This is a genomic window from Lyngbya aestuarii BL J (assembly GCF_000478195.2).
Taxonomy (GTDB): domain Bacteria; phylum Cyanobacteriota; class Cyanobacteriia; order Cyanobacteriales; family Microcoleaceae; genus Capilliphycus; species Capilliphycus aestuarii.
Map to the genome: position 1 here is coordinate 37,737 of NZ_AUZM01000036.1, position 24,048 is coordinate 61,784.

Sequence of the window (24,048 nt, forward strand, 5' to 3'; positions counted from 1 at the left end):
ATACCTAACAGTATTAATTTTAAAGGTTTGGAGATTTTTTTTCGTGAGGTTAGAGATTTTTCTGAAGAATTCATCTGAAAGATTTTGACTCCGCAATTTTATATTCAGTCATCGGAAATTAAGGCACCACCACAGCTTGAACCGCATCCAGCCGTACACCCATAACAAAAGGGTGCGGTTTGGATTTCTCGAATCACATCTAAGTTCTCAAACTCCAGTAATTTTTTGATGGTTAAAAGTTCACCTGTTGAGGTCTGAGCCGGAATATTTTCCATTTGATTGAAGTCACAATCATAAATATTTCCGAGATAATCAATCGAGAGTTGATCGCGACACATTAAATGTTCAGTTGTCTGGGAGTTATAGTTGTCTTCGAGAAATTGTAGGTAAGGTTGATGAATATTTTTATTTTTTAGATAAAACTTAGTGCGGCCAATGGGTAAGTTAGTAATCGTAAAAAGTTGATTAAAATCAAGATCAAAGTGTTGTTTAAGATAGTGTTTATAGGCGGGGTCAAGCTGTTGTTGTTCTGGAGGCAAAGAAAAAGATTGAGGCTGAGGCAAAGGAGGATTATACACTAAATCTAATACCAAATTTTGTTGCCTACCATACCCAAGCTGATTCAGCCTTTGAATAGCGGCAATGGAATCTTGATAAACACCTTTACCTCTCATTTTGTCAACGTTATCTTCCAAATAACAAGGCAAAGATGCTATAATTCTGACCTGATGTCGAGCGCAATACTCTGGAATCTCTTGAAATCCATCAACAAAATAAATCGTGAGATTGGAGCGCACAATCACTTCTTTTTCACATAAACGAGCAGCTTCTACAAGAGGTTTAAACCCATAATTCATCTCGGGTGCTCCTCCAGTCAAATCAACGGTTTGAATTTGGGGAAAACGATGAATGAGTTCGATCAATTGATCGCAGATTTCCGGAGAAAGTTCTTCGGTTCGTTTGGGGCTAGCTTCGACATGACAGTGGGTACAAGCCAAATTACATCGCTTACCCAAATTAATCTGTAACACAGAGATGGGCTGCTTAGTTAGAGGAGAACCTAATTTATGATCAAAGGGTGTCAAAGTTGTTTTCAGCATGATTTATCCCGGTTTGGAGTTAGAAGTTATGAATGATGGTAGCAGCAAACTTCCATCCGCTTCAATCTAAACGCTTTGATCTTGATTGCTTTTCAAGTCATGTTCGATCCGATTGGTGTTTCCCATTGCTATTGCTCTTGTTGATGTCCTGTTGCTGTTGTTTCTATTCTTATTCAAAGCCGAACGACTGAATTTATCCTGAGAAAAAGCTGAGTATTCGATAATATAGAGTGAGATCAGATGTCAAAATCTAAAAACAATAAATTATAACGAGCATGGATAGTCTTGAACTTTTTCAGTATTATGTTGCTTGTCATTGATTTTATATCTCTTTTTAATCTATGGCTTTTAAAATGATAGTAATTTTTTGTGATTAAGTGCCATTTGTTGTTGACTTTAAATATGCAAATTATCCATCCAGAATCAAAAGTGGTCATCATTTGGGAATCTCTAATTGTTTTAGTTACTCTCTACAATTATCTGGCGATTCCATTTCGGATTGCTTTTAAAACGAGTAGTGGTGGCATCTGGCTGATCTTAGATATTTTAAGTGACTCTATATTAATTACTGATATTTTTCTGCGGTTTCATATGGGATATATTGATCAGGGAGCATTTATTAATGATCAACAAAAAATTCAACAACATTACCGCGCTAACGATTTTAAAATTAATTTAATTGCCAGTTTTCCTGTTGATATTCTGATCAGAGTTTTGTTTCCTAGTCTTCCTGGCTATGTCATTGGTATTGCCAGACTTCTTCGACTTTTACGAGGTTTTCAATGTTTAGGAATCTTCAGACGATGGGAGAATAATGTTAATGTTAATCCGGTGGTAATTCGGATGATTAACTTAGTGATGATTATTTTTCTCATCGATCATTGGGTGGCTTGCGTATGGTTTTTTATTGGAGAAACAACAAAAATTTCCAATGAATCTTGGTTAACCAGTGCTTCTTTAGAAAATGCACGTACTACTACCCAATATATGAAATCACTCTATTGGTCAATTACCACTTTAACAACTGTCGGCTATGGAGATATTACCCCAACAAATGACTTGGAAATTGCCTTTACTTTGATTATTATGTTTTTAGGAGTGTCCATGTATGCGTTTATTATTGGTAACGTTGCTTCGTTAATTGCCAATTTAGATGCAAATCAAGGACGTTTTCGAGAAAAATTGGATCAAATTCAAGCCTATATGCGTGAACGTCGAATTCCTTCACCCTTACAACAGCAAGTTCGAGATTATTATCAATATATGTGGGAATATAGCCATGATGCTTCTATGGAATTGGACTTTTTAGATGAACTTCCCCACTCTATAAAAACTCGTATTTATCTTCATCTCCATCAAGAACTCTTAGAAAAAGTACCTTTATTTAAAGAAGCAGATAAAGGCTTTATCGAAGACTTAGTGATTAAATTAAGACCTCGGATCTTACCCCCAGAGGACTATATTATCCGAGAAGAACAGTTAGGCCATGAAATGTATTTTATCAAACGAGGAGAAGTGATTGCTTTTTCTGAAAAAACAGGTCGAGTTTATCGGACAATGACAGCCGGAATGTTTTTCGGTGAAATTGCGCTTTTATACTCTAGTCGGCGAACAGCTTCGGTGAAAACCCAAACCTACTGTGAACTTTTTGTGTTGTACAAAGATGATTTTGATCAAGTCTTAGAAAACTATCCTCGCTTTTGGGAAAAAGTAAAAGAAATTGCTGAACAACGCTTTCAAACCAAGTAACTCTTTTGAGTTTTGAGTTTTGAGTTTTGAGTTTTATTGTCGAGTTTTATTCGACTTGTTCGATAGGCGTTTGAGAAGGTTGACCTGTAAGATCAAATCGATTCATAAGATAGATCACTCCAGTCGCGACAATTGTTCCTAATACTAACCCAATAATCACTAAAAAAATAAAAGAACGACGAAGAACTTTAATCGTCTCTGGATGGGGTTCTTGATGTTGTACATCATCATCAATCGAGTCTGTATCTGGATGATGATTATTAAGTGTATTTAAAGCATCATCAGAACGATGACCATTCTCTGAATCGGGATTTGAATTGGAAAATAAATTCATTGTAATTTCCTGTTTGGGATTGAGATCAAAAAAACAATCGATTAATGTAATTTTTTAATTAACCAATTGTTTTCAGTTTGAGAACGCTCTAAACTCTCCTCTGTGAGCTGTTAAGAGGCAGAAGATTGACTGGCTTGTTTTTGTTGAATTTGGGGAGACAGACGATTCATCGCTTGTTTCACAAAAGATTGCAATAACGAAAGCTGTTGGTTTTGCTGAAACACAGTTTTCAAGGTTTGATTGAGCGCGTTAAGATTGAGGGCAAACTGACCCGACTCCTGCTCATCTATCTCTAACGTTTGAAAATATTCCACTAAACTTAAACCCGCAATTCGAGTTAAATAGGCTGCACTCACGCCTTGAACCACGCCACCCGCGACAAAGGTCATTGTATTACTTTTTAACATCGAGGTTAAAGTTTGAGTGGTCAGTTCTACAAACCCTAATTTCAACATCTGACTTCCCACCGTTTTCGCCACTTCTTGGGCTTGGTCTAGAGAAAACTTTTGCTGATAAATTCCACCCAAATCAATCACTAACTGAGCATTAATTGCCGCAGTTGCTAATACATCCAACGCCGGAACCGGATTTGCAAAAGCTGTCGCGGCAGCGATCCATTGATATTGTTCAATGATCGGTAAAGCCTGTTCCCGTCTAACTTGATTTAAACCCGTTTTTACTTGGGCTTGTAAGGCTTTGGCTTGTCGATAAGTCGTCGCCCAAACTAAAGATTGTTGTTCTTGTTGTAAAATCTGACTGAGCCGTTGAGTTAGGGGTAGAATTTCCGGTTGTTGCGCTTCCATCCATTCTTTAACTGAACCATCGGCTTGATGTTGACGGACTTTCACGGGACTCGGAGAAGCGGCGATCGCCATCACATCTTCGGGTTCTAACAATCCCTGCATGGTTTCTCGCAGGCGTTGGAGGATAACGGGTTGTTCTTCCTGGGAATGTTGATCTTGCTTGTTCCAAACGAAGATCACCCGCTGACTTTGCAGTAAAAGTTGAGAAATGGTTTGATATTGGGGATCGGTGACATCCCCACTGATGAGAAAGAGGACAATATCACAATTTGTTAATCCATTTTGCTGTCCTTCGGGAATTTCCACCCAGGTTAACGGTTGGCTGTATTGAGGGATATCATAGTTAGATAAGACCTGCATTAACAGGGTTTTTCCCACCGATTTTCCCCCCATAACCCCAATCGATAAGGCTTGACGTTCGAGTTGAGAGGAGAGTTCGGTAAGCTGTTGTTGGAATTGAGCAATGTTGGCGGTAAAATCCTGTGGAGAGCGGCTTTGTTGAGCAATGGTAGTCAACTTTTCGATCATCGTTCCCGTTTGAGCGAGTGCTTGATCGACGCTTTGGCGATCCACAATTTTGGGAGTCAGGGCGGGGGTGGTTTGGGGAAACTGTCGCTGTAGCCACCAAAGCCCGGCTCCGATGGCCATTGTCCCCACTAATGCGGTTTCACCCAATTCAGCGGCCGAATGCGCCATACTGTTGACTAACCAGAGTAAAAAAGAGAGTCCGATTCCCCCAACTAGAATGGGGCGTTGTAATTTAGCCGTCATAATAAAAAATTGTGATAACTGATTGAAATAACGTTACATTCAAGCTTAGATCAAAACTGAAGCTATGCTTAATATTGTACCGGGATCAACGTCATACGCTGATAAGACTATGAGCTTAAATTTTCGATTTGCCATTGTTAGCGATCTCCATATTGCCCTTTCTCACACGATTTGGGATCATCCTACACGGTTTCATCTGGTTGAAGTCAGTATTCCGACGTTAGAACTTGTTCTTGAACATTTAGCCGAATGTGACTTAGACTTTTTGCTGTTACCGGGTGATTTAACCCAAGATGGGGAGATTGATAATCATGTTTGGTTGAGTAAACGTTTAGCTAAACTTCCCTTTCCGGTTTATGTGGTTCCGGGAAACCATGATGTACCGCTCTCGGTGGGAAATGACAAGGTAACAGGTTTGAGTGATTTTCCCCGGTATTATCATCAGTTTGGCTATGAAAACATTGATCAGTTGCACTATACCCATGAGATTTTACCGGGAGTGCGGTTGATCGGGTTAAATTCTAACATTTTTGATCAAACGGGAAGACAAATCGGTTATCTTGATCAACAGCAACTTGACTGGTTAAAAGCAGTGTTAGCAACGACTGAGGATGAGTTGGTGATGGTAATGTTACATCATAATGTGATTGAACATCTTCCGGGTCAAGCGACTAATCCTTTAGGTCGTCGGTATATGTTAAAAAATGCACCGCAATTGTTAGAAATACTGGATCAAGCTGGCGTAAAGCTTGTGTTTACGGGTCATTTGCACGTTCAAGATATTGCTCAATGGCAAAATATTTATGAGATTACAACAGGTTCTTTAGTGAGTTATCCTCACCCTTATCGGATTGTCAATTTCCGAACAGAATCGGATGGAAAACAGGTATTACAGATTGAGTCTCATCGTATCACTTCTGTTGCCGGCTGGCCGGATTTAACCGAACAGTCACGGGAGCGGATTGCCGATCACTCGTTTGCATTTATGACAAAATTGTTAACCAGTCCTCCTTTAAGTTTACCACAGGAACAAGCGGTTCAGTTGGCTCCTGATTTGCGTTATTTTTGGGCTGATGTTGCCGGAGGAGATGCGGAGTTACATTTTCCCACGTTACCGACTCCGGTTCGAGATTATTTTGAGGCATTTAGTAGTGAGTCTGCAATTGATAATCAGGCAACGTTATTGCTGAGTTAATTCTGTTTTAAACGAGACATTATGGGGCTGATAAAATTTAATTTTCGGCGAATTGTTTGATAATAATATTGTACCGTTAAGAAAGCGATGGCGTGTCTCAATGAATTTGTGAATAGTCTGGCTCTCTGAAAGACTTCCCCCTAACTTGCTTAAGATTCCTAATGAGCAACCCTAATTCTTTACTGGATAATCTACTCCCAAATTCTACACGAACAGACCTGCAAATCCAGGTTTATTTTAAATCTTCTCTGACGGCTTTATCCCACGCGATCGAAGATTTAGTGCTAGCGAGATCAGATCAACCTCTAGTAATTGCCAATTTTCAACAAGAGCGTTTTTATCGGCAAGAAATTCGTCGCTATCGTCAAATTGCTCAACAAAGTGATCAGGTTTATGTTTTAGCAGTACCGGAAGTTTCATCCAACTTGAGTTTAAATTCTGAACCCTATGAAATCATTCCCCTAAACCCTGATGATGAACTCGCACAAGAATGGCATTTAGTGATTGTTGCGGCAGATTATACTGCTTGTTTGGTGTGTCGAGAACACCCGGAAGCGGGAAATATTGTCGATCAAGCCCGACGATTTCAAGGATTGTGGACCTTTGATCCTCAAATCAGTCGCTCGGCGGCTCGCTGGCTCTTAGACTATATTGTGGCTGATTCTCCCCAACTCAAACCCAAAGTCGAACAGGCTTACCAACAATACCAACTAACCCCTGAAACCTCTCAATCCGTTTCTCTACAGAGCCAACAAGCCATTAATACGGAAATCTTTGCGACTCGACTCGTCACCTATTTACAGACCAATCAGTATAAACTCCTCAAAGCTTACCGGGCGATCGCCGAAAAAGAACGTCGAGAACGTCTGATTAATGTGATGGCGACGGCAATTCGCAGTTCCCTCAACTCCAGTGAGATTTTCAGCATTGCAGTGCAGGAGATTGGCGAAACCTTTGAAAACTGTCGCTGTTTACTCTATCGTCTCAATCCTCGGGCGCGAGAAGCCGAAATAGAATATGAATTTCTCCCCTCGGGAATGGTGTCCTTAAAAGGACAATCTTGGTCTTTAATTGATAATCCCTTATTTGTGGCGGTTCAGGCTCAAGATCGGGCGTTAGCAGTTGATGATGTCTCGAAAAATTCCTACTTGTTGGAAAATGCACTGTTGAGGACAAAGATTGAAAAAGCGAATATTCGGGCTTGGCTGTTGGTTCCTATTCGTTACCGAGGAAGCTTGTTAGGGATGATCGAGTTGCATTATGGGGGGGTGCAAGCCTATCATTGGCGGGGTCAAGATATTGCGTTACTCGAAGCGATCGCGACTCAAATTGGTGTGGCGCTCACTCAAGCGACAGCTTATGCAAATTTAATCTCACTCAACGAACAACTCGAAGCCCTAGAACGGATTCAAAATAACTTAATAGCCATTGTCGGTCACGAACTGCGAACCCCCCTTTCGACGATTCAAGTTTGTCTCGAAAGTCTAGCAAGTGAACCGGATATGCCGATTGAATTTCGCCAAACCATGCTGGATATGGCATTAACCGATTCGGAACGACTGCGACGGTTGATCCAAGATATTCTCACTTTGTCTAAGTTGGAAAGTGGTCAAACTTCAAAACGTCCAGAACCGCTACAACTCCAAGAAGTGGTTGAGTTTGCTCTGGCGGGTTTGAGAACGATTTGGGGAAGTGAGGGCTTACCCCCGATCAAGATCGAGTTATCCCCGCAATTGCCTTGTGTACGGGCAGATGGAGAAGGATTGGTGGAAGTGTTAACGAAATTGTTGGATAATGCCTGTAAGTTTACCGGAACGGCTGGACAGGTGACGATTCAAGCGAGAATCATGCCCCCGGTCGCTAATCAAAAGCGTCCCCGACATTCACTCCCAATGTTAGAAGTGGTGGTTGCCGATACTGGACGAGGCATTGAACCGAATCAGTTAGAAACGATTTTTGATCGCTTTTATCAAGAGGAAGATTCTCTTAAACGTTCAGTGGGGGGAACGGGTTTGGGTTTAGCGATTTGTCGTCAAATCGTCCAAGGCATGGGCGGACAGATCTGGGCAATTTCTGCCGGACGCGATCGCGGCAGTCAGTTTCATTTTACGGTTCCGGTTGAATTATCAATCGGGGAGAAAGGCAGAGGAGAAAGAGCGAGGAAGCCGAAAAGGGCTTAGGATTTGATGTGTTTGATCAAGAGTTGAGCGATCGCTTGCAATTGTTTTTTATTAAAGGTTTTCAGCAAGACTTTTACGACTTCTTTGGGATCGGCCGGAATCGTAATTTCTTGCGCCGTCGCGGCGGTCGCGGTTCGGCCTGTGAGTTGTAATAAGGCTGGACTGGGTGCGATAACGTTTGCTTTTCCGACTTCGAGAAACTCCGATCCCTGCTTTAATTCTTTGATGACGGTGTTCGCTAAGTCTTTGTAAGAATTTTTGGGGTTCGCGATCGCTTGGTAAGCTGTTTTCACCAGGGTTTGCCAAGGCTCTACACCGGGGCCAACTTTGGTCAGACGCCCACATAATCCCGCAATTTGTTTGCGAGAAGCGGGAGATTCCGGCTGTTTTAAGCCCTGTAACATGGGTTTGAGAACGGTCATAACTTGAGCGGCAGCTTTTGGAACCTTTTGAGCGGTTGCAGCCGGGGGTTGAGCCGCAGGAGCCGCTTTGCCGCTAACCAGGAAGAGTAGGTGAGCTTCGAGTTTCTCAAAGAGGGGTGTTGAGGCGGTGACGATTTTTTCGCCCATTTGCGGGGACAATCCTGCCGGACTCTGAGCGCGGGTGATCAGATTTTTTAAGACTTCATAGGCTTTATTGGCCAGAGATTGGGCCGTGGCATCGACTTTAAAGGGGGTGTCTTTGACGGGTTTAAAGCAGTCTTCGAGACTTTTGGCTACTTTGTTAATACTGACTAAATTGGGACTTTGATTCATGAGCATCGCCGCACCTCCCTTGATGGTATGAGCAGCACGGTAGATGGCGATCGCCTCTTCGCGATCCGGGTTCGCCATGACAACGCTCAGGCGTTTTAGCCCTTGCTCCATGATTTCGAGGTGTTCTCCGGCTTCTTCCATGAAGGCGACGAAAATTTTCTGGTACTGCTGTTGATCTGGGGGCACGGCTATCCTCCTAATCTATTCAAATGCCAAGCCGAGTTGACTGTTCGAGCGAGGTGATCCCGCGACCAAAGAAAAGGGCTAGGCTTTTATGATTAAAACCGACATGACAGGCAACGGACTGATCATTCAAAACAACTTTAACCCATCAATTGTAGGTTGCCCAGATCTAAATCAATTCTTTTCAGGTATGATCTCTAGTTTTTTCTGTGACCTTCTCCCCTGCTTCCCCTATTTTCCGATCTCCGGCTCTCGGGAAACACTGAGTTTATCCCAGGTTAAGGGGACTTTTAATCCTAAAGTTAATACTCGGGTTCCCATAAATAAGGATAAGGCTAGCCACAACAAATGAGAACTATGAAACTGCCACGCATTGATCGCCATCGCAATACAACCAACAAGAGTGGCAATTAGAGCGCAATCTCGTAAAATTCGCCCTTCTGTTAATCCTAAGAAATAACCATCAAGCATAAAGGCAATTGAACCTAAGCCTAACACGGGGAGTAACCAAAATACATAATGATCAATTCCAGAAATGACATCACTATGATTGGTTAACAAACCAAATACAAATCCGGGAATGAGTACGAAGATAATGGCAAGTCCGAGTCCCATTCCTAAGCTTAAACTTCCTGAGAGTTTGACTAAGCGAATTAATTGTTGTTTTGACCCTTCACCTTTATAACTTCCGGCTAAACTTTCAGTCGCAAAAGCGAGTCCGTCTAGAAAGTAAACAGAGAGTGTTACTGCTTGCATTAATAAGGTATTGGTTGTCAGAACCATAATTCCAAATGCTGAACTCAAGTTGGTAAATAAGGCAAAGGTAGAAATCAAGGCAAAAGTTCTGATTAAAATATTAGTATTGAGGAGAAAAGAGGCTTTTAAAGCTTCTCGGTTGAGAATTCTTCCAGCCAGAATTTTTATCTGTGGAAAAGGTTTTTCCCAAGCGACTAATAATAAACCGATCAGTAGCATCAGGTATTGACTTAAGGCCGTTGCAGCACCTGCCCCCGCACTTTCCCAACCCCATTGTCGAATGAAAAAATAGTCTAAAATCACGTTACTGCCATTGCTAACGGCTGAAAGTAAAAAGACTTTTCCGCCCTGTTCCCGGCCTAAAAACCAACCCATGAATACAAAGTTTAAAAGTGTAGCAGGCGCACTCCAGATTAAGGTATTGTCTTAGTAGTCTTGTCCAGCAATTTTGACTTCGGCTGTCGCACTGATCAGGGTAAAACCGAGTTCACGTAGGGGATATTGTAAGAGAAGAATTGTGAGTCCAACAATTAAGGCAATTAAGCCATTTCGGAGTAAGATTAATAGGGTACGATCATAATCTTTTGCTCCTAATGCTTGAGCGGTAGTGCCTGTCGTTCCCATCCGGAGAAAACCGAATGTCCAATAGATATATTTGAACAGTACCGTCGATAAAGCAACCCCAGCTAAATGACGAATTTCGGTTAAATGTCCCAAGAAAGCAATATCGACTAAACTGGCGAGGGGAACCATTAAATTAGAGAGGATATTGACTGTCGCAAGCTGTAGGAAACGATGGTGTAACTGATCAAATTGAGGTTTGAACATTGAGAATAATTTACTCTGAATGAGAGATAACTTAAAATCTCTTAATATTTAGATTAGTATAGCTTAACAATCGTTCTTCGATCAAGGGAGCATAAATTTTGCTGTGAATGATTTTATTTTTAGATTATGAATTAAAATCAAACAGGGAAGTCTTCAACATGATTATTTTTGAAGTCAAAGATTAATCGATAATTATCCAAACAAGATAGGAGAGTATTATGCCACTGGGAATGTTAGTCGATGGAAAATGGACAACGGAATGGACCGAACAAGATAATCAGGGTAAATTCAACCGAATGCCAACCCAGTTTCGCAACTGGATTAAAAAAGATGGTTCGAGTGCATTTACAGTTGAACAAAATCGTTATCATCTTTATGTAAGTTTAGCTTGTCCCTGGGCGCATCGAACGTTAATGATGCGGAATTTAAAAGGGTTAAAAGATGTGATTTCGGTTTCAATTGTTGATCCGGAAATGGGAGAAAATGGCTGGAATTTTTCCGAAGAACCGGGATGTATTCCTGATATTGTTAATAGCTGTAATTATTTACGTGAATTGTACTTAAAAGCCAATCCTCAATATACTGGACGGGTAACGGTTCCGGTACTCTGGGATAAACCGAATCAGCATATGATCAATAATGAATCTCGGGAAATTATTCGGATGTTGGATGTTGAATTTGAAGCCCATTCAAAATCAGGTTTAAATTTATATCCTAATGAACTCCAAGAGCAAATTGAACAAACAATTGATGCCATTTATCAGCCGATTAATAACGGGGTTTATCGTTCCGGATTTGCGGCGAGTCAAACCGCTTATGAAGAAGCCGTTACTGAGTTATTTAAACATCTTGATCATTGGGAACAGGTGTTAGAAAGTCAACGATATTTGTGTGGAAATAAACTGACTGAAGCGGATGTTTGTCTGTTTACTACACTATTTCGTTTTGATCCAGTTTATCACGGTCATTTTAAATGTAATTTACGGCGAATTGTGGATTATCCAAATTTATGGAATTATGTCAAAGATATCTATCAAACACCAGGAGTTAAGGAAACTTGTAATTTAGATCATATCAAGCGTCACTACTACAAAAGTCACACTCAAATTAATCCAACGCGAGTGGTTCCAATCGGGCCAATTATTAACTTTGATGAACCTCATGACCGCGAAAAGTTTAGTCAGTAAACGCCGGGTAAAAGATTAGATTTCTATCTAAAGAGAGGGGAAAAACTCCCCTTTCTATGTTAAAAAATGAGCGGTTATCGTGAAAATTAGTCCTGTATTCAAGAATTACTCTGGTGTTTGCGATCGTTTGAATTCTAAAGCGAGACAGGATATAGTATAATGACATTGAATTTAGAGTGGCTCTAGATTGAGTTCACTCAAAAAGCAGAATAAAATATTAATTGATAACTCTGATTGTGTCGGGTTTGCGAATGGTCTGTTTCGGCAAAACATAATAATGTTTAAGAGTCAAAAATTAAAAGATTGGTTAAAACTTTTTGAACGGAGAGGGGTGATTCTCTCATGGTTTTCTTTAGTGTGGAGTCGGCGAGTGTTTCGTGGAATTGGATTAGCAATTGTAACACTGTTCAGTATTGGGCTGTTCAGTCATTTTCCCTCTTTTTCTCAAGATCCTGTTACCGTTAGATTTTTAGTGCAAGCTGGAGAAGCAACACAATTACAATCTTTTGCTGAAGATTTTAACCAAAAAAATCCAAATATTACCCTAGAAATTGTCAAAGGGCCGAATAACACAAACCTGGTCGAAGATCTTTATACTTCGGCTTTTTTATTAGGAGATTCGCCCTATGATATCGTTTATATGGATATTGTTTGGGTGCAAAAATTTGCAGCCGCAGGTTGGTTAGCCGATTTATCCGAGTGGGTGGATGCCGATTTACTCACTCCCTATTTAGAAGGCGTAACAGAGGGAGGACGTTATCAAGGAAAATTGTATAGAATGCCTTTGCGGGCTGATGGTGGAATGCTGTATTATCGTACAGATTTCTTAAAACAAGTGGGTGCTGACCCCCCAGAAACCTTTGAAGAATTAGTCGAAATTTCTCAACAAATTCAAGACCAAGGATTAGCACAATGGGGATTTATTTGGCAGGGAAAACAATATGAAGGATTGTCTGCTTTATTTACGGAAATTTTAGAAGGATTTGGGGGATTTTGGGTTGATCCAGAAACGAATGAAGTCGGACTTGATCGCCCAGAAGCAATCGCCGCCGCCGAATTTTTGCGTCAAACGATTACAAAAGGGATTTCTCCTCAAGATGTAACCACTTATTCTGAAGAAGAAACTCGACTCTTATTTCAAAGTGGAAATACAGCTTTTTTACGCAATTGGCCTTATGTGGTTCCTTTAGCCAATCAATCTAAAATTGCAGGTCAATTTAGCATTAAACCGATGATTCATGCTCCAAGTTTCAACAGTGGAGCTTGTTTGGGCGGTTGGGGGTTTGGGATTTCCAGTCGTTCTCCCCATCAACAGGAAGCTTGGAAAGTGATTGAATATTTTAATAATATTGATGTGCAGCGTCAGTATTTTCTAATAACAGGCTTTGTTCCTGGACGACGCTCGCTGTTTTTAGATCCAGAATTAGTCTCAAAATATCCTCATTATCCCCAACTTTTAGATGTTATTAATAACTCCGTTCTACGTCCACCCATTGCTCAATATGCTCAAACGTCTGATATTTTACAGCGTTATCTTAGTGCAGCATTAACAGGCTCTCAAACTCCCAAAGCTGCTCTAGAAGCTGCTGCGACAGAAACCCGTACTTTATTAGGAAGACAACAGCGAGTTATAAGTTTAGAACAATAGTTTTCAGTCTCAATTAATCGGTTTAACTTTAACAACGTAGATGAATGAAACAAAAAGACATTGAACAACAAGAAAAACGCACGGGTTGGCTGTTAATTTTACCCGCTTTATTGGTTTTAGCCTTGGTGTTTATTTATCCAATTGCTAGAGCCTTTTGGTTGAGTTTTTTCCGCGAAAACTTAGGAACTCAGTTAGAACCCATTTTTTCGGGATTTTATAATTATAATCGACTGTTGGGAGATGGACGCTTTTGGCAAAGTTTGTGGAATACCAGTGTTTTTACCGTGATTTCAATTACGATAGAATTAGTTCTGGGAATGGGAATTGCTTTAGTTCTCAATCAAAGCTTTCGTGGACGGGGATTTGTACGAACTTCGGCGTTAATTCCTTGGGCGTTACCAACGGCTGTGATGGGGTTAGCTTGGGCGTGGATTTTTAACGGTCAATATGGTGTCGTCAATGACCTTTTACAACGGTTAGGATTAATGGAAACCAGTATCACTTGGTTAGGAGATCCGACCCGAGCGATGTTTGCTTTAATTGTCGCCGAAGTTTGGAAAACAACGCCTTTTATTTCTATTCTTTTATTAGCCGGATTACAATCGATTTCGGTGGATTTATACGAAGCTCATTCTATTGATGGGGCGAACCCGTTTCAGAGTTTTCGTCAAATCACTTTACCGTTATTAATGCCCCAAATTATTATCGCTTTACTATTTAGATTTGCTCAGGCTTTTGGGGTGTTTGACCTGATTCAAGTTATGACCGGAGGGGGGCCAGCAGGCTCCACAGAAACCGTTTCTATTTATATCTACGCAACCGTTAGACGTTATTTAGATTTTGGCTACGGGGCGGCGTTGGTTGTGGTAACATTTTTACTATTAGTTACTGCCGTAGTTATTGCAGCATTTTTGTTATCAAAAAGCCGTGTTAATCTTACCGGAGGACAATAAAATATGGCCAATATTTCCAAAGCTGAAACGACTCCAAAGCAAAGCTCTAGAAGTTTAAAATCCGTTTTTCTATTTCTCGGAGTCTTTTTCACCGTTATCTTTTAGTTTGGCACCAATTTTATGGCAAATTCTGACTTCATTTAAAACAAATGAAGCGATTGCTTCAATTCCGACGATTTATTTCCCAAGTTTCAATCAACTGACCCTCGAACATTATATCAGTTTAGGCTTACCTTTTCTTCAGTACGTTCTCAATAGTGCCTTTGTTTCTTTTACCTCAACCCTTTTTTGTTTAGCCATCGGTGCGCCTGCGGCTTATACATTAGCACGGTTGAGAATACCGGGGGAAAATATTATTCTAGCTTTTGTTTTAATTGTGACGTTATTTCCCTATGTCCTATTATTTTTGGGACTCTTGGAAGTGGTCAAATTTTTCGGACTGGGAAACAACTACCTGGCTTTAATTATTCCCTACACGGCGATCAACTTACCGTTAACGATTTTAGTTTTACGGAGTTTCTTCCAACAACTCCCCAAAGATTTAGAAGACTCGGCAAAAGTAGATGGTTATAACACCGTATCGATGTTATTAAATATCGTCCTCCCGATGACGACTCCCGCTTTAATTACCACCGGAATTTTAACCTTTATTTTCGCGTGGAATGAGTTTATTTTTGCCCTAACGTTTATTACCCGAGAAAACTTATATACCATCCCGGTTGCAGTCGCTCAACTGGGAGGCGCTTCCGTTTATGAAATTCCTTACGGCCCAATTGCTGCGGCTACAATTGCCGGAACATTACCGTTAATTATCCTCGTTTTAATCTTTCAAAGACGCATTGTGCAGGGAATTACCGCAGGTGCAGTCAAGGGTTAAATTGTTCGATTTGTAACTCAATTTTTCACTCATTTAAACTCACATTTTATTATGGCTAAACTCGAACTTCAAAACCTCCGCAAACAATTCGCCCCCTCGGTTGTTCCGGTCAAAGATATCACTATAGAAGTAGAAGATGGGGAATTTCTGACGTTACTCGGCCCTTCTGGATGCGGAAAATCAACGTTACTGAGATTAATCGCCGGACTCGAACAACCCACCCAAGGAAAAGTAACTATTGGCGGCAAAAATGTGACTTCCGTTCCCCCCGGAAAACGCAATATTTCGATGGTTTTTCAAAGTTATGCACTCTATCCTCACATGACGGTTTTTGAAAATATTTCGGCTGCTTTAAAACTGCGAAAAATACCCCGGGAGGAGATAGAAAAACGGGTCAATGATGTTACCCAAAAATTGGGTTTAGAACATCTGTTAACCCGCAAACCCGGTCAACTTTCCGGGGGTCAACGTCAACGGGTGGCGCTGGCTCGTTCTTTGGTCAGAGATCCCGATATTTTTTTATTAGATGAACCGCTCAGTAATTTAGATGCGTTATTGCGAGAACAGGTTAGGGCGGATTTAAAACAGTTATTTGAAACACAAAATAAACCCGTTGTTTACGTTACCCACGACCAAATCGAGGCGATGACGCTATCGGATAAAATAGCGGTGTTGTGCGATGGTTATTTGCAACAATTGGCTTCCCCGCACGAAATTTATACCGCTCCGGCTAATAAGTTTGTGGCGGGTTTTGTGGGCAGTCCCCAAATGAATTTAATCACCCTTGACTGTCAGGGAAACCATGCAGTTTTGGGAGATTATAAAATCTTTTTACCTCAGTTAAAAACTCAACCTCATCAAGTCATTTTGGGAATTCGTCCCGAAGATATTAGTTTAGGAGACATTGAAACAGGTGAAACCATAGCCGGTCATCTGTTTTTGGTGGAAGATTTTGGAAAGGAAAAATTGCTGAGTGTTCGGGTAAATGGTTCCGATCAAACCTTACGGGTGATGGTGCCTGCCGATCGCACTTGGGAAGGAGAAATGATCACTATTTCTCTAATTAAAAAACAACTGCATTGGTTTTATGTAGAAACGGGCGATCGCTTGAATTAAATATTAAATAAAGATGGGGGAATGTTGGGTTACTTATTATTGGTTATTTAACCTATATACTAATGCTTGCCATCCCTTAGCGGATATACCATAAAACTCTTTAGCTTCCTGAAAGCTTGAGAATCTTGACTTCAAGTCGTTCACTGTATATCTATCTGAGATATTATGATTGCTTCTGAGTTGGCTTTGAGAATCATTTTGTTGAAAATCATTTGTTTCATCTAAATCTTTGTGTATTTTTTCTGCTAAATCCATCCAATTGTTAGCATCTATATCAAAGTTAAAGCAGGCGTTCTCAAGAATAAGATACTCTTCTCTTAATTTCTTCGCCAACTCATTAATGACATACATTTCAGAAGTATCAGATTCTTGATCATTATCTGCAACTGCTTTATCTTCAGATTCATCATTGAAATTTGAAACGAAATTAATTGAATCTTGTTCTTCTTGAGTCTTCTTCATTTTTAGATCTCTAATAGAAGACTGGGCATTCTCAAATCTTTCTATTCTTTTAGTTAAATACTTGATCAGGTAAAATGCAATGATTCCCCAGATTACAGAAACTCAAATTACAAATAATATTAAGAGAAATAAATTGATAGCAGCATTTGCAAAAATTTTAATAGCAACTATTGGAACAGCTACTACAGAGATATACAAGCCTATTCTTACTTCTTTGAGCGACTTGTGTTTCTTGAGCTGCTCTTGCTCTTCTATATAAGTGGCTTCATAGCTTTTTATGTCTGACATTGTTGTGTAGTCTAGACATTTCTTCAGGCGCTGCTTGGCGCAATCCATATTAGAGTCTATTATGCCAAGCATTAAATCAATATTATTCAATACTTGATCATTTATGTTACTGATCGAAGCATTGATTGAACCTCTTGTCTTAGATGCACCTTTATACCTAATTAATCGCCCATGATTTCTAGCAGAATTCCTTGCTCCTCTAACCCATATCCTCAGGTTAGATTTCTCCCTACCAATATTATTTTGTGTTTCCTGGTAAATCTGGATAGCCCTTAAACAAATTATTCCAACCTTCTTAGCATTTTCAGTCGATATCTTTACATCGTTTGTTCTACAGAACTCTTGATTTCTACGAGAAAGTTCAGAAGGGTTGAGATATTTGTATGTATACTTCATAACATATTATGAGGACTACTACTGTGCTATTAACGGGACACTGCTTGTTCTCATAATTATACAACTCTATTGTTAATAATAGCACTTTATTATTTATTATGCAACTCTACTATCATTCTACAGAGTAAATTGCCGACTTAGAAAGCTTGTAGTTGGGGTTCAGCCCTTGCTTTATGTGCTAAATTATAACTATGAACTTACTGTTTTGATCTAAACTAATTTGTTGCTAAAAATTCGGCAACGGTTTGATTGAACATATCGGATTCAACCAGAAACGGCCAGTGATTGCCCGGAACTTGTTTAATGTTGAGGTTGGTTAAATATTTCTGATAGGGTTTGAGTTGCCAGTCCATGCGGTTGACTCCTCTTTCTGGCTGTATAAATAATGTGGGTATGTCGATTTTTTTGGTTAAACCCGCAACTTTCATCACGTCTGAAAAAATCTGATTTCGGGCGGGAATGATAAATTTACTTCCCCATTTTCCATCGGGTTTTTGTTCGATTCCTTCTTGAAAAACCTGCTGTTGTAGCGAACTCCAACCTGCATATTGACTGAGTTGACTTGCTTGTTCTTCGGCGTCTTTGTAGCTGGAAAACGGCCCCATTCCTTTTAAACAGTCTAATTTTCGATAAACGATGGGTAAACTCAGTTTAAAAATAGCGGGCATTTTAGTAATAAAAATGGGGTCTACTAAAATCATGCTGCGAAAATATTTTGGATTTTGTTTTGCCCAAATGGGTAGTAATTTTCCCGTCCAAGAATGACCTAAAATATGGGCGTTTGACCAGTTTAGATGCTGCATCAACGCTTCTAAGTCTGCGATCGCTTCTGAAAAACTATAACCTGTATTGGGTTTGCTACTGTTGCCGTGACCTCGCATATCTGGGGCGACAATATGATAGTTATCGGCTAAAAAGTTTCCTAAATTTGTCCAAACCAAAGCATGATCGGCCAACCCATGTAACAGCAGTAAGGGTTGAGTATTTTCTGAGGTTTGGGGCGGGTTCCATTCTAAATATGAAATTTTGATTTGAGAACATTCTAGTGTTTTGCGGATGGGGTTCATATAAAAATCCAAAAAATTATGACAAAAATTTTATCTTTGATAGAATGATAGTATAAAAACCAGGGATATCTGTCAACTACAATGAATACAAAAGATTCTCACTCTATCTCTTGGGATCGAGTTAAAACAGAATTTCAGCGCATTTGGGGATATAAAGACTTTCGACCCCCACAAGGAGAAATTATTCGCAGTTTACTCTCCAGACAAGACGCACTTGTTGTCATGCCGACAGGAGGGGGAAAGTCGATTTGTTTTCAACTTCCGGCCTTGTTACAAACGGGTTTAACGCTGGTGGTTTCGCCATTAATTGCATTGATGGAAAATCAAGTCCAGGAACTCCGAGAAAAACACCTTCCGGCGGCTTTATTACATAGTCAACTTCCTTCTCAACAGCGACGACAAACCTTAAGATTGCTCGAACAAAATCGGTTAAGATTGTTGTATCTTTCCCCGGAAACGTTGCTGAGTTCCTCGGTGTGGAGTTTGATTGCTCATCCGCGTATTTTAGTGAATGGTTTAATCTTGGATGAGGCGCATTGTTTGGTACAATGGGGGGATACCTTTAGACCTGCTTATCGGCGTTTGGGTATGATTCGATCTACACTTTTGCAGCTAAAACCCACTCAGAAAAAGTTTGCAATTGCTGCGTTTACAGCTACGGCAAATCCAGCGGCGCAACAAACTATTCAAACCGTTTTAAATCTAAATAATCCTCAATCTTTTGTTGTCAATCCCTATCGCCCTAACTTAAATTTAAACGTTAAAACTGTTTGGACTCCGAGAGGGCGGCGATCGCAGCTTTTAAAGTTTATTCAAACTCGCAAAAAACAAACGGGTTTGGTGTATGTTAGAACTCGAAAAGATAGCGAAAAATTAGCAGATAGCCTGAAACAACAGGGTTATCAAACCTCAGCTTATCACGCAGGTTTAAGCGGTGAGGAACGTCGAGAAATAGAACAAGCTTGGTTAAAAGGTTCGCTGAAGTTTGTGGTCTGTACTTCGGCATTTGGGATGGGAATTAATAAGGCGAATGTGCGTTGGGTGCTGCATTTTCAAGCCCCATTTTTGTTGTCTGAATATTTACAAGAAGTCGGACGGGCGGGACGAGATGGGAAACCTGCAATGGCTTTAACATTAGTCAGTGAACCGACAGGTTGGCTGTATCCCGAAGACAAACAACGCCGTGAATATTTGCAGGAAAATTGGCGACAGCAATATCAACAGGCAAATCAACTGATCAAAAAATTACCGAAACAGGGAGAAATAAAAGAAATATCGGATCAGTTTCGCAACGGTGCTATCACGCTTTCTTTGTTACATAGTTCGGGACAGTTAACTTGGCAAGATCCATTTCATTATGTGATTCATTCAAGTTCTGTTTCTTTCCCCGACCATAATACTAAAGCGATTAAACAAATGACTCAATATCTGAAGACTAATCAATGTCGGTGGCAGTTTTTATTAGAGGCATTTGGTTTTAATCAAGCAGCTAATTCAATGCGTTGTGGTCATTGTGATAATTGTCTTAAATAGGCTTAATTTTAACTTTTATTATGGTATTTAGAGGATTCTAATTTACGAGCAATAGAGAGAATTAAACGCGGAATTTTAATAATAAATTCAGTGCCTTGATTGGGTTCTGAAGAACACCAGATTTTTCCTTTGTGCTTTTCGACAATAATTTTATAACTAATTGATAATCCTAAACCTGTACCTTTCCCAACAGGTTTTGTGGTAAAAAACGGATCAAAGAGCTTTGATTTTACTTCTTTCGACATTCCCGGCCCATTATCAGTAATATGAATTTCAACCCACTGATTATCGACGAATAAAGTCTGAATTTTAATTTGGTACTGTTGAGATTTAATCCCTTGAGAAATCTGCTGAATATTGTGTTCTTCAAGGGCATCAATTGCATTACTAATAATATTCATAAAAACTTGATTAAGCTGACTCGGATAACACTCAATCAAAGGAAGTTTATCATAGTCTTTTACAATTTTAATTTCAGGATGATCTCCGCTTTGTTTGAGACGACTTTGTAATATTAACAGGGTACTTTCTATTCCTTCATGGAGGTCAACTGCTTTAATCTCAGCTTCGTCTAAACGTGAAAAATTTCGCAAACTACTCACAATATCTCGAATGCGTTCAGCCCCAATACGCATCGACTTTAAAAGTTGTAGATAATCTAATTTTAAAAAATCAATATCAATTTCATTAGCATAATCAGCAATTTCAGGTTGAGGTTGAGGATAATGATTTCGATAAAGTTCGAGAAGTTTGAGTAAATCTTGAGTATAACTTAAAGCGGGTTGAATATTTCCATAAATAAAACTTACCGGATTATTAATTTCATGGGCAATTCCCGCAACCATTTGTCCTAAACTAGACATTTTTTCGGATTGAATCAGGTGGCTTTGTGCCTGTTGTAGTTCCTGTAATGCCTGTTCTAGTTCTTTATTTTTTTGCTTGAGTCGGGTTTTTGATTGTCGTAAGGCTTCTTCTGCCTGTTTGCGTTGGCTAATATCTTGAAAGGTTGCAGTATAAAAGGAAAGTAATCCTGACTTTGCCTGGGTAACGGTTGCTTCTAGGGCAAATTGGGAACCATCTGATCGACATCCAACTAACTCATGTCGTCCGGTTTTTAATAATTCGTGTAAAATTTTATCTTGATCTTCAATTTGATCGTCATGCCATTTCCAAAGAGTATGAATAGACATCCCGATTAACTGCTCAATTGGATAACTAAAAATAGTTGCGGCTGAAGGATTAGCAGTTGTAATTTCTAAATTTTTCCCGTTAAAGGTAACAATGCCATTCATTGCCGTTTTAACAATCGCTTCGGTGCGGGTTACAGCTTCTTCTAAGGCATCCATCACTGCATTATAACGTTCTGCAATTAACCCCACTTCGGTAAAGGGTTCTACTGGAGCGCGTAAACTCAAGTCATAGACTTGGGCTTGTTTTTCCATGACTTGAAATAAGTCATAAATCTCGGTTTTTGCTCGATGTTCGGAAATATTTAAGCCAATCTTTTCTTCTGAGACCGAAACCCGCAAAGGGACGATCCGATTGACTAAAAAGAGCAGCAAATAAGCCAAGCCAAATCCCCAGCCAAATCCCACAAAAATTCCTAACAATTGCACCCCAATTTGGGCGTATCGATCCAACCCTGTTCCTAATAATTCGGGCTGACCAAATAATCCCACTGCCAAGGTTCCCCAAACTCCCGCTCCCCCATGTACCGCCACCGCTCCGACGGCATCATCAATTCGTAAATTTTCTAAAAGTATTTCAGTTAAAAGCATCACAGCCGCTCCAGTAGCCCCAATGATCACGGCAATCGGTGTTGTGACGGCATGACAACAGGCTGTAATGGCTACAAGTCCGGCGAGTGTACCATTAATCAAGGTTTCGACTTCGGGTGCTTTGCGTTTTCTCCAATTCAGGCCACCTGCTAACACCATTCCCCCTGCTCCTGCGAGTACAGTGTTGGCCATAATATGGGGAACTTGTTCGTTGAAAGCGAGGGTACTTCCTCCGTTAAAACCAAGCCACCCAAACCAGAGTAACATCGTTCCTAAAACCGAAAATTGTAGGTTAGAACTATGAATTTTTTGAGGCGGTTTGGTTTTGGGGAAGCGACCCGAACGAGAGCCAATCAGTAATAAGGCGGCTAAGGACACCCAGGCACCAATGCTGTGAACAACAGTTGAACCTGCAAAATCAACAAAGCCGAGAAAACCTAAACGACCAGCCAGGACACCGTGGTCTACTCCATTCCAGGCCCAATGACCAAAAATCGGGTAAATCAAACCCGAGACTAAGGCGACCAGTATCAGGTATGCACTGAATTTCATGCGTTCGGCGACGGCTCCCGAGACAATGGTGACTGATGTACTACAAAACATGACTTGAAACAGGAAAAAAGCCGTAATCTTTGCGGTGTCTAGGTTGATCCAAAAATTATTGGTTCCAAGCCAACCGAGATGAGATGAACCAAACATTAAACCGAAACCAATTCCCCAAAATAAAAGGGCTGAAACAGCAAAATCTGCTAAGTTTTTTGCCGCAACATTAATACTGTTCTTTGAACGGGTTAGTCCCGATTCTAAGCACATAAATCCAGCTTGCATTAGGAAAACTAAGCAAGAACAGAGTAAGAGCCAAAGTGTATCAATCATTACTTCTTGTAGATGAAATTAAAGGTTGATCAGAAAATGTTTGTAACAATTATTCAATTAAAAAATATAAAAGTCCGAAAAGTTACGGAGATTTTAAAATTGATATGTTACAAGCTTGGCATTGACTGATCTTCGGCGTCAAGTATTAACTTTTTTTATGGAATTTTAACTAAACGTCTATGTAAGTTAAGGTTTTAGGTAATCTATAAAATCATACATTGATTATATTTTAGTTTTAACCCGGTAAATTAAAAGTTTACTTTTGAACTCAACTGGATCGGAATTGTAATTATAAATTCGGTGCCTTTGCCCAGGGTAGAATAACATTCTAATTCTCCTTTGTGCTTTTCAACAATAATTTGATAACTGATTGCCAGTCCGAGTCCGGTTCCTTTGCCCACAGCTTTAGTCGTGAAAAAAGGATCGAAAATTTTATTCTGAATGACTTCACTAATACCTGAGCCGTTATCTAGTATGTGAATTGAAACCCAATGTCGATCTTTTATTCTAGTTTTGATTTCAATCCGAAGGGATTCTTCGTTTTCATCATCTGCTTTTTTTTGATAAAAATACTCGTGTAAAGCATCAATAGCGTTGTTGATAATATTCATCAAAACCTGATTAATTTGGCCAGGATAACACTCAACTAAAGGCAAGTTTTCATAGATTGTAATGACCTCAATATCTGGATATCCAGGTTGTCCTTTTAATCGGTATTGTAGAAGCATTAATGTGCTATCAATTCCGGTTTTAAGATCTACAGGCTTGAGTTCGGATTCATCAAGACGAGAAAAAATACGCAATGATTGTACAATTTCTCGAATTCGACTACTTCCTTCGTTCATGGATTTGAGTAATTTATCAATATCTTCTTGGATAAAATCAAGTTCAATATCTTCTATTTTTTGTATAATTTCAATTGGGGGCTGAGTTCCTGATTGTTGATAAAGTTCAATCAACTCAAGTAAATCTTGGGTGTATCGTCTAAGATAAACTAAGTTTCCATGAATAAAGTTAACAGGATTATTTATTTCGTGAGCAACTCCAGCAACCATTTGACCTAAACTAGACATTTTTTCAGTTTGGATCAATTGACTTTGTGCTTGTTGTAATTTTTGGAGAGATTGTTCTAAAGCAATGGCTTTTTCACGTTTTCTCATTTCTGAGGCTTGTAAATCTTCATTCATTTCAGTTAAACGAGAAAAAGATTCTT

At 39.8% G+C, this 24,048-nt stretch carries 20 protein-coding genes; 9 read left to right on the plus strand and 11 right to left on the minus strand.

The annotated features are described in order from the left end of the window. Nucleotides 1–104: 104 nt before the first annotated feature. Nucleotides 105–1,100: an arsenosugar biosynthesis radical SAM (seleno)protein ArsS gene (arsS, locus tag M595_RS15705; RefSeq protein ID WP_040484194.1), complete on the minus strand. Its 996-nt coding sequence runs from the start codon at nucleotides 1,098–1,100 to the stop codon at nucleotides 105–107. Between the two features lie 402 nt (nucleotides 1,101–1,502). Between arsS and M595_RS15710 the strand changes: the two genes are divergently transcribed. Next, on the plus strand, nucleotides 1,503–2,849 hold the full coding sequence (locus M595_RS15710; protein WP_023067336.1) for an ion transporter: 1,347 nt from the start codon (nucleotides 1,503–1,505) through the stop codon (nucleotides 2,847–2,849). A 46-nt stretch (nucleotides 2,850–2,895) separates the two neighbouring features. Here M595_RS15710 and M595_RS15715 read toward each other — a convergent pair whose 3' ends face one another. Next, the gene (locus tag M595_RS15715; RefSeq protein WP_023067291.1) at nucleotides 2,896–3,183 is read right to left on the minus strand and encodes a hypothetical protein; all 288 of its coding nucleotides are present in this window, start codon (nucleotides 3,181–3,183) and stop codon (nucleotides 2,896–2,898) included. 110 nt (nucleotides 3,184–3,293) lie between these two features. Then, on the minus strand, nucleotides 3,294–4,757 hold the full coding sequence (locus M595_RS15720) for a slr1306 family protein (RefSeq protein ID WP_023067286.1): 1,464 nt from the start codon (nucleotides 4,755–4,757) through the stop codon (nucleotides 3,294–3,296). Between the two features lie 109 nt (nucleotides 4,758–4,866). Between M595_RS15720 and M595_RS15725 the strand changes: the two genes are divergently transcribed. Next, nucleotides 4,867–5,952 carry a metallophosphoesterase family protein gene (locus tag M595_RS15725; RefSeq protein WP_023067301.1) on the plus strand — a complete coding sequence of 362 codons (1,086 nt, stop codon included), beginning with the start codon at nucleotides 4,867–4,869 and terminating at the stop codon, nucleotides 5,950–5,952. Nucleotides 5,953–6,113: 161 nt separating this feature from the next. Then, entirely contained in the window at nucleotides 6,114–8,132 is a 2,019-nt protein-coding gene (locus M595_RS15730; RefSeq protein WP_023067290.1) for a DICT sensory domain-containing protein, read from the plus strand. Here M595_RS15730 and M595_RS15735 read toward each other — a convergent pair. The 3 genes from M595_RS15735 to M595_RS32375 all read right to left on the minus strand — a co-directional run bounded on the left by M595_RS15735 (nucleotide 8,129) and on the right by M595_RS32375 (nucleotide 10,654). Beyond that, complete coding sequence (locus tag M595_RS15735) at nucleotides 8,129–9,073, minus strand: Hpt domain-containing protein (RefSeq protein ID WP_023067308.1); 945 nt, start codon at nucleotides 9,071–9,073, stop codon at nucleotides 8,129–8,131. The genes M595_RS15730 and M595_RS15735 overlap by 4 nt on opposite strands. Nucleotides 9,074–9,301: 228 nt before the next feature. After that, nucleotides 9,302–10,240, minus strand: coding sequence for an MATE family efflux transporter (locus tag M595_RS15740; protein ID WP_275044465.1), 939 nt, complete (start codon nucleotides 10,238–10,240; stop codon nucleotides 9,302–9,304). A gap of 12 nt (nucleotides 10,241–10,252) precedes the next feature. After that, complete coding sequence (locus M595_RS32375) at nucleotides 10,253–10,654, minus strand: MATE family efflux transporter (protein WP_023067287.1); 402 nt, start codon at nucleotides 10,652–10,654, stop codon at nucleotides 10,253–10,255. A 218-nt stretch (nucleotides 10,655–10,872) separates the two neighbouring features. Between M595_RS32375 and M595_RS15745 the strand changes: the two genes are divergently transcribed. The 5 genes from M595_RS15745 (at nucleotide 10,873) to M595_RS15765 (ending at nucleotide 16,435) form a co-directional block, all read left to right on the plus strand. After that, entirely contained in the window at nucleotides 10,873–11,841 is a 969-nt protein-coding gene (locus tag M595_RS15745; protein WP_023067293.1) for a glutathione S-transferase family protein, read from the plus strand. Nucleotides 11,842–12,118: 277 nt separating this feature from the next. After that, nucleotides 12,119–13,489, plus strand: a complete 1,371-nt coding sequence (locus tag M595_RS15750; RefSeq protein WP_023067335.1) for an ABC transporter substrate-binding protein — start codon at nucleotides 12,119–12,121, stop codon at nucleotides 13,487–13,489. Nucleotides 13,490–13,533: 44 nt separating this feature from the next. After that, nucleotides 13,534–14,442 carry a carbohydrate ABC transporter permease gene (locus tag M595_RS15755; RefSeq protein ID WP_023067309.1) on the plus strand — a complete coding sequence of 303 codons (909 nt, stop codon included), beginning with the start codon at nucleotides 13,534–13,536 and terminating at the stop codon, nucleotides 14,440–14,442. A gap of 106 nt (nucleotides 14,443–14,548) precedes the next feature. Next, the gene (locus tag M595_RS15760) at nucleotides 14,549–15,319 is read left to right on the plus strand and encodes a carbohydrate ABC transporter permease (RefSeq protein WP_023067314.1); all 771 of its coding nucleotides are present in this window, start codon (nucleotides 14,549–14,551) and stop codon (nucleotides 15,317–15,319) included. A gap of 51 nt (nucleotides 15,320–15,370) precedes the next feature. Continuing rightward, nucleotides 15,371–16,435 carry an ABC transporter ATP-binding protein gene (locus tag M595_RS15765; protein ID WP_023067299.1) on the plus strand — a complete coding sequence of 355 codons (1,065 nt, stop codon included), beginning with the start codon at nucleotides 15,371–15,373 and terminating at the stop codon, nucleotides 16,433–16,435. Between the two features lie 36 nt (nucleotides 16,436–16,471). Here the strand turns inward: M595_RS15765 and M595_RS15770 are convergent, their stop codons facing one another. The 3 genes from M595_RS15770 to M595_RS15780 all read right to left on the minus strand — a co-directional run bounded on the left by M595_RS15770 (nucleotide 16,472) and on the right by M595_RS15780 (nucleotide 18,648). Further along, entirely contained in the window at nucleotides 16,472–16,897 is a 426-nt protein-coding gene (locus M595_RS15770) for a hypothetical protein (RefSeq protein WP_023067296.1), read from the minus strand. A 102-nt stretch (nucleotides 16,898–16,999) separates the two neighbouring features. Next, complete coding sequence (locus M595_RS15775) at nucleotides 17,000–17,581, minus strand: hypothetical protein (protein ID WP_023067302.1); 582 nt, start codon at nucleotides 17,579–17,581, stop codon at nucleotides 17,000–17,002. 215 nt (nucleotides 17,582–17,796) lie between these two features. Next, complete coding sequence (locus M595_RS15780; RefSeq protein ID WP_023067303.1) at nucleotides 17,797–18,648, minus strand: alpha/beta fold hydrolase; 852 nt, start codon at nucleotides 18,646–18,648, stop codon at nucleotides 17,797–17,799. 81 nt (nucleotides 18,649–18,729) lie between these two features. Here M595_RS15780 and M595_RS15785 point away from each other — a divergent pair, with 81 nt between their 5' ends. Continuing rightward, on the plus strand, nucleotides 18,730–20,181 hold the full coding sequence (locus tag M595_RS15785) for a RecQ family ATP-dependent DNA helicase (protein WP_023067317.1): 1,452 nt from the start codon (nucleotides 18,730–18,732) through the stop codon (nucleotides 20,179–20,181). A gap of 8 nt (nucleotides 20,182–20,189) precedes the next feature. Here the strand turns inward: M595_RS15785 and amt are convergent, their stop codons facing one another. Together amt and M595_RS15795 are read right to left on the minus strand one after the other, a co-directional pair. After that, a complete protein-coding gene (gene amt / locus M595_RS15790) occupies nucleotides 20,190–22,835 on the minus strand; it encodes an ammonium transporter (protein WP_040484195.1) in 2,646 nt (881 codons plus the stop codon). Between the two features lie 248 nt (nucleotides 22,836–23,083). Then, nucleotides 23,084–24,048: sensor histidine kinase (locus tag M595_RS15795; protein WP_023067294.1), on the minus strand; the 965-nt coding region annotated here is incomplete at its 5' end.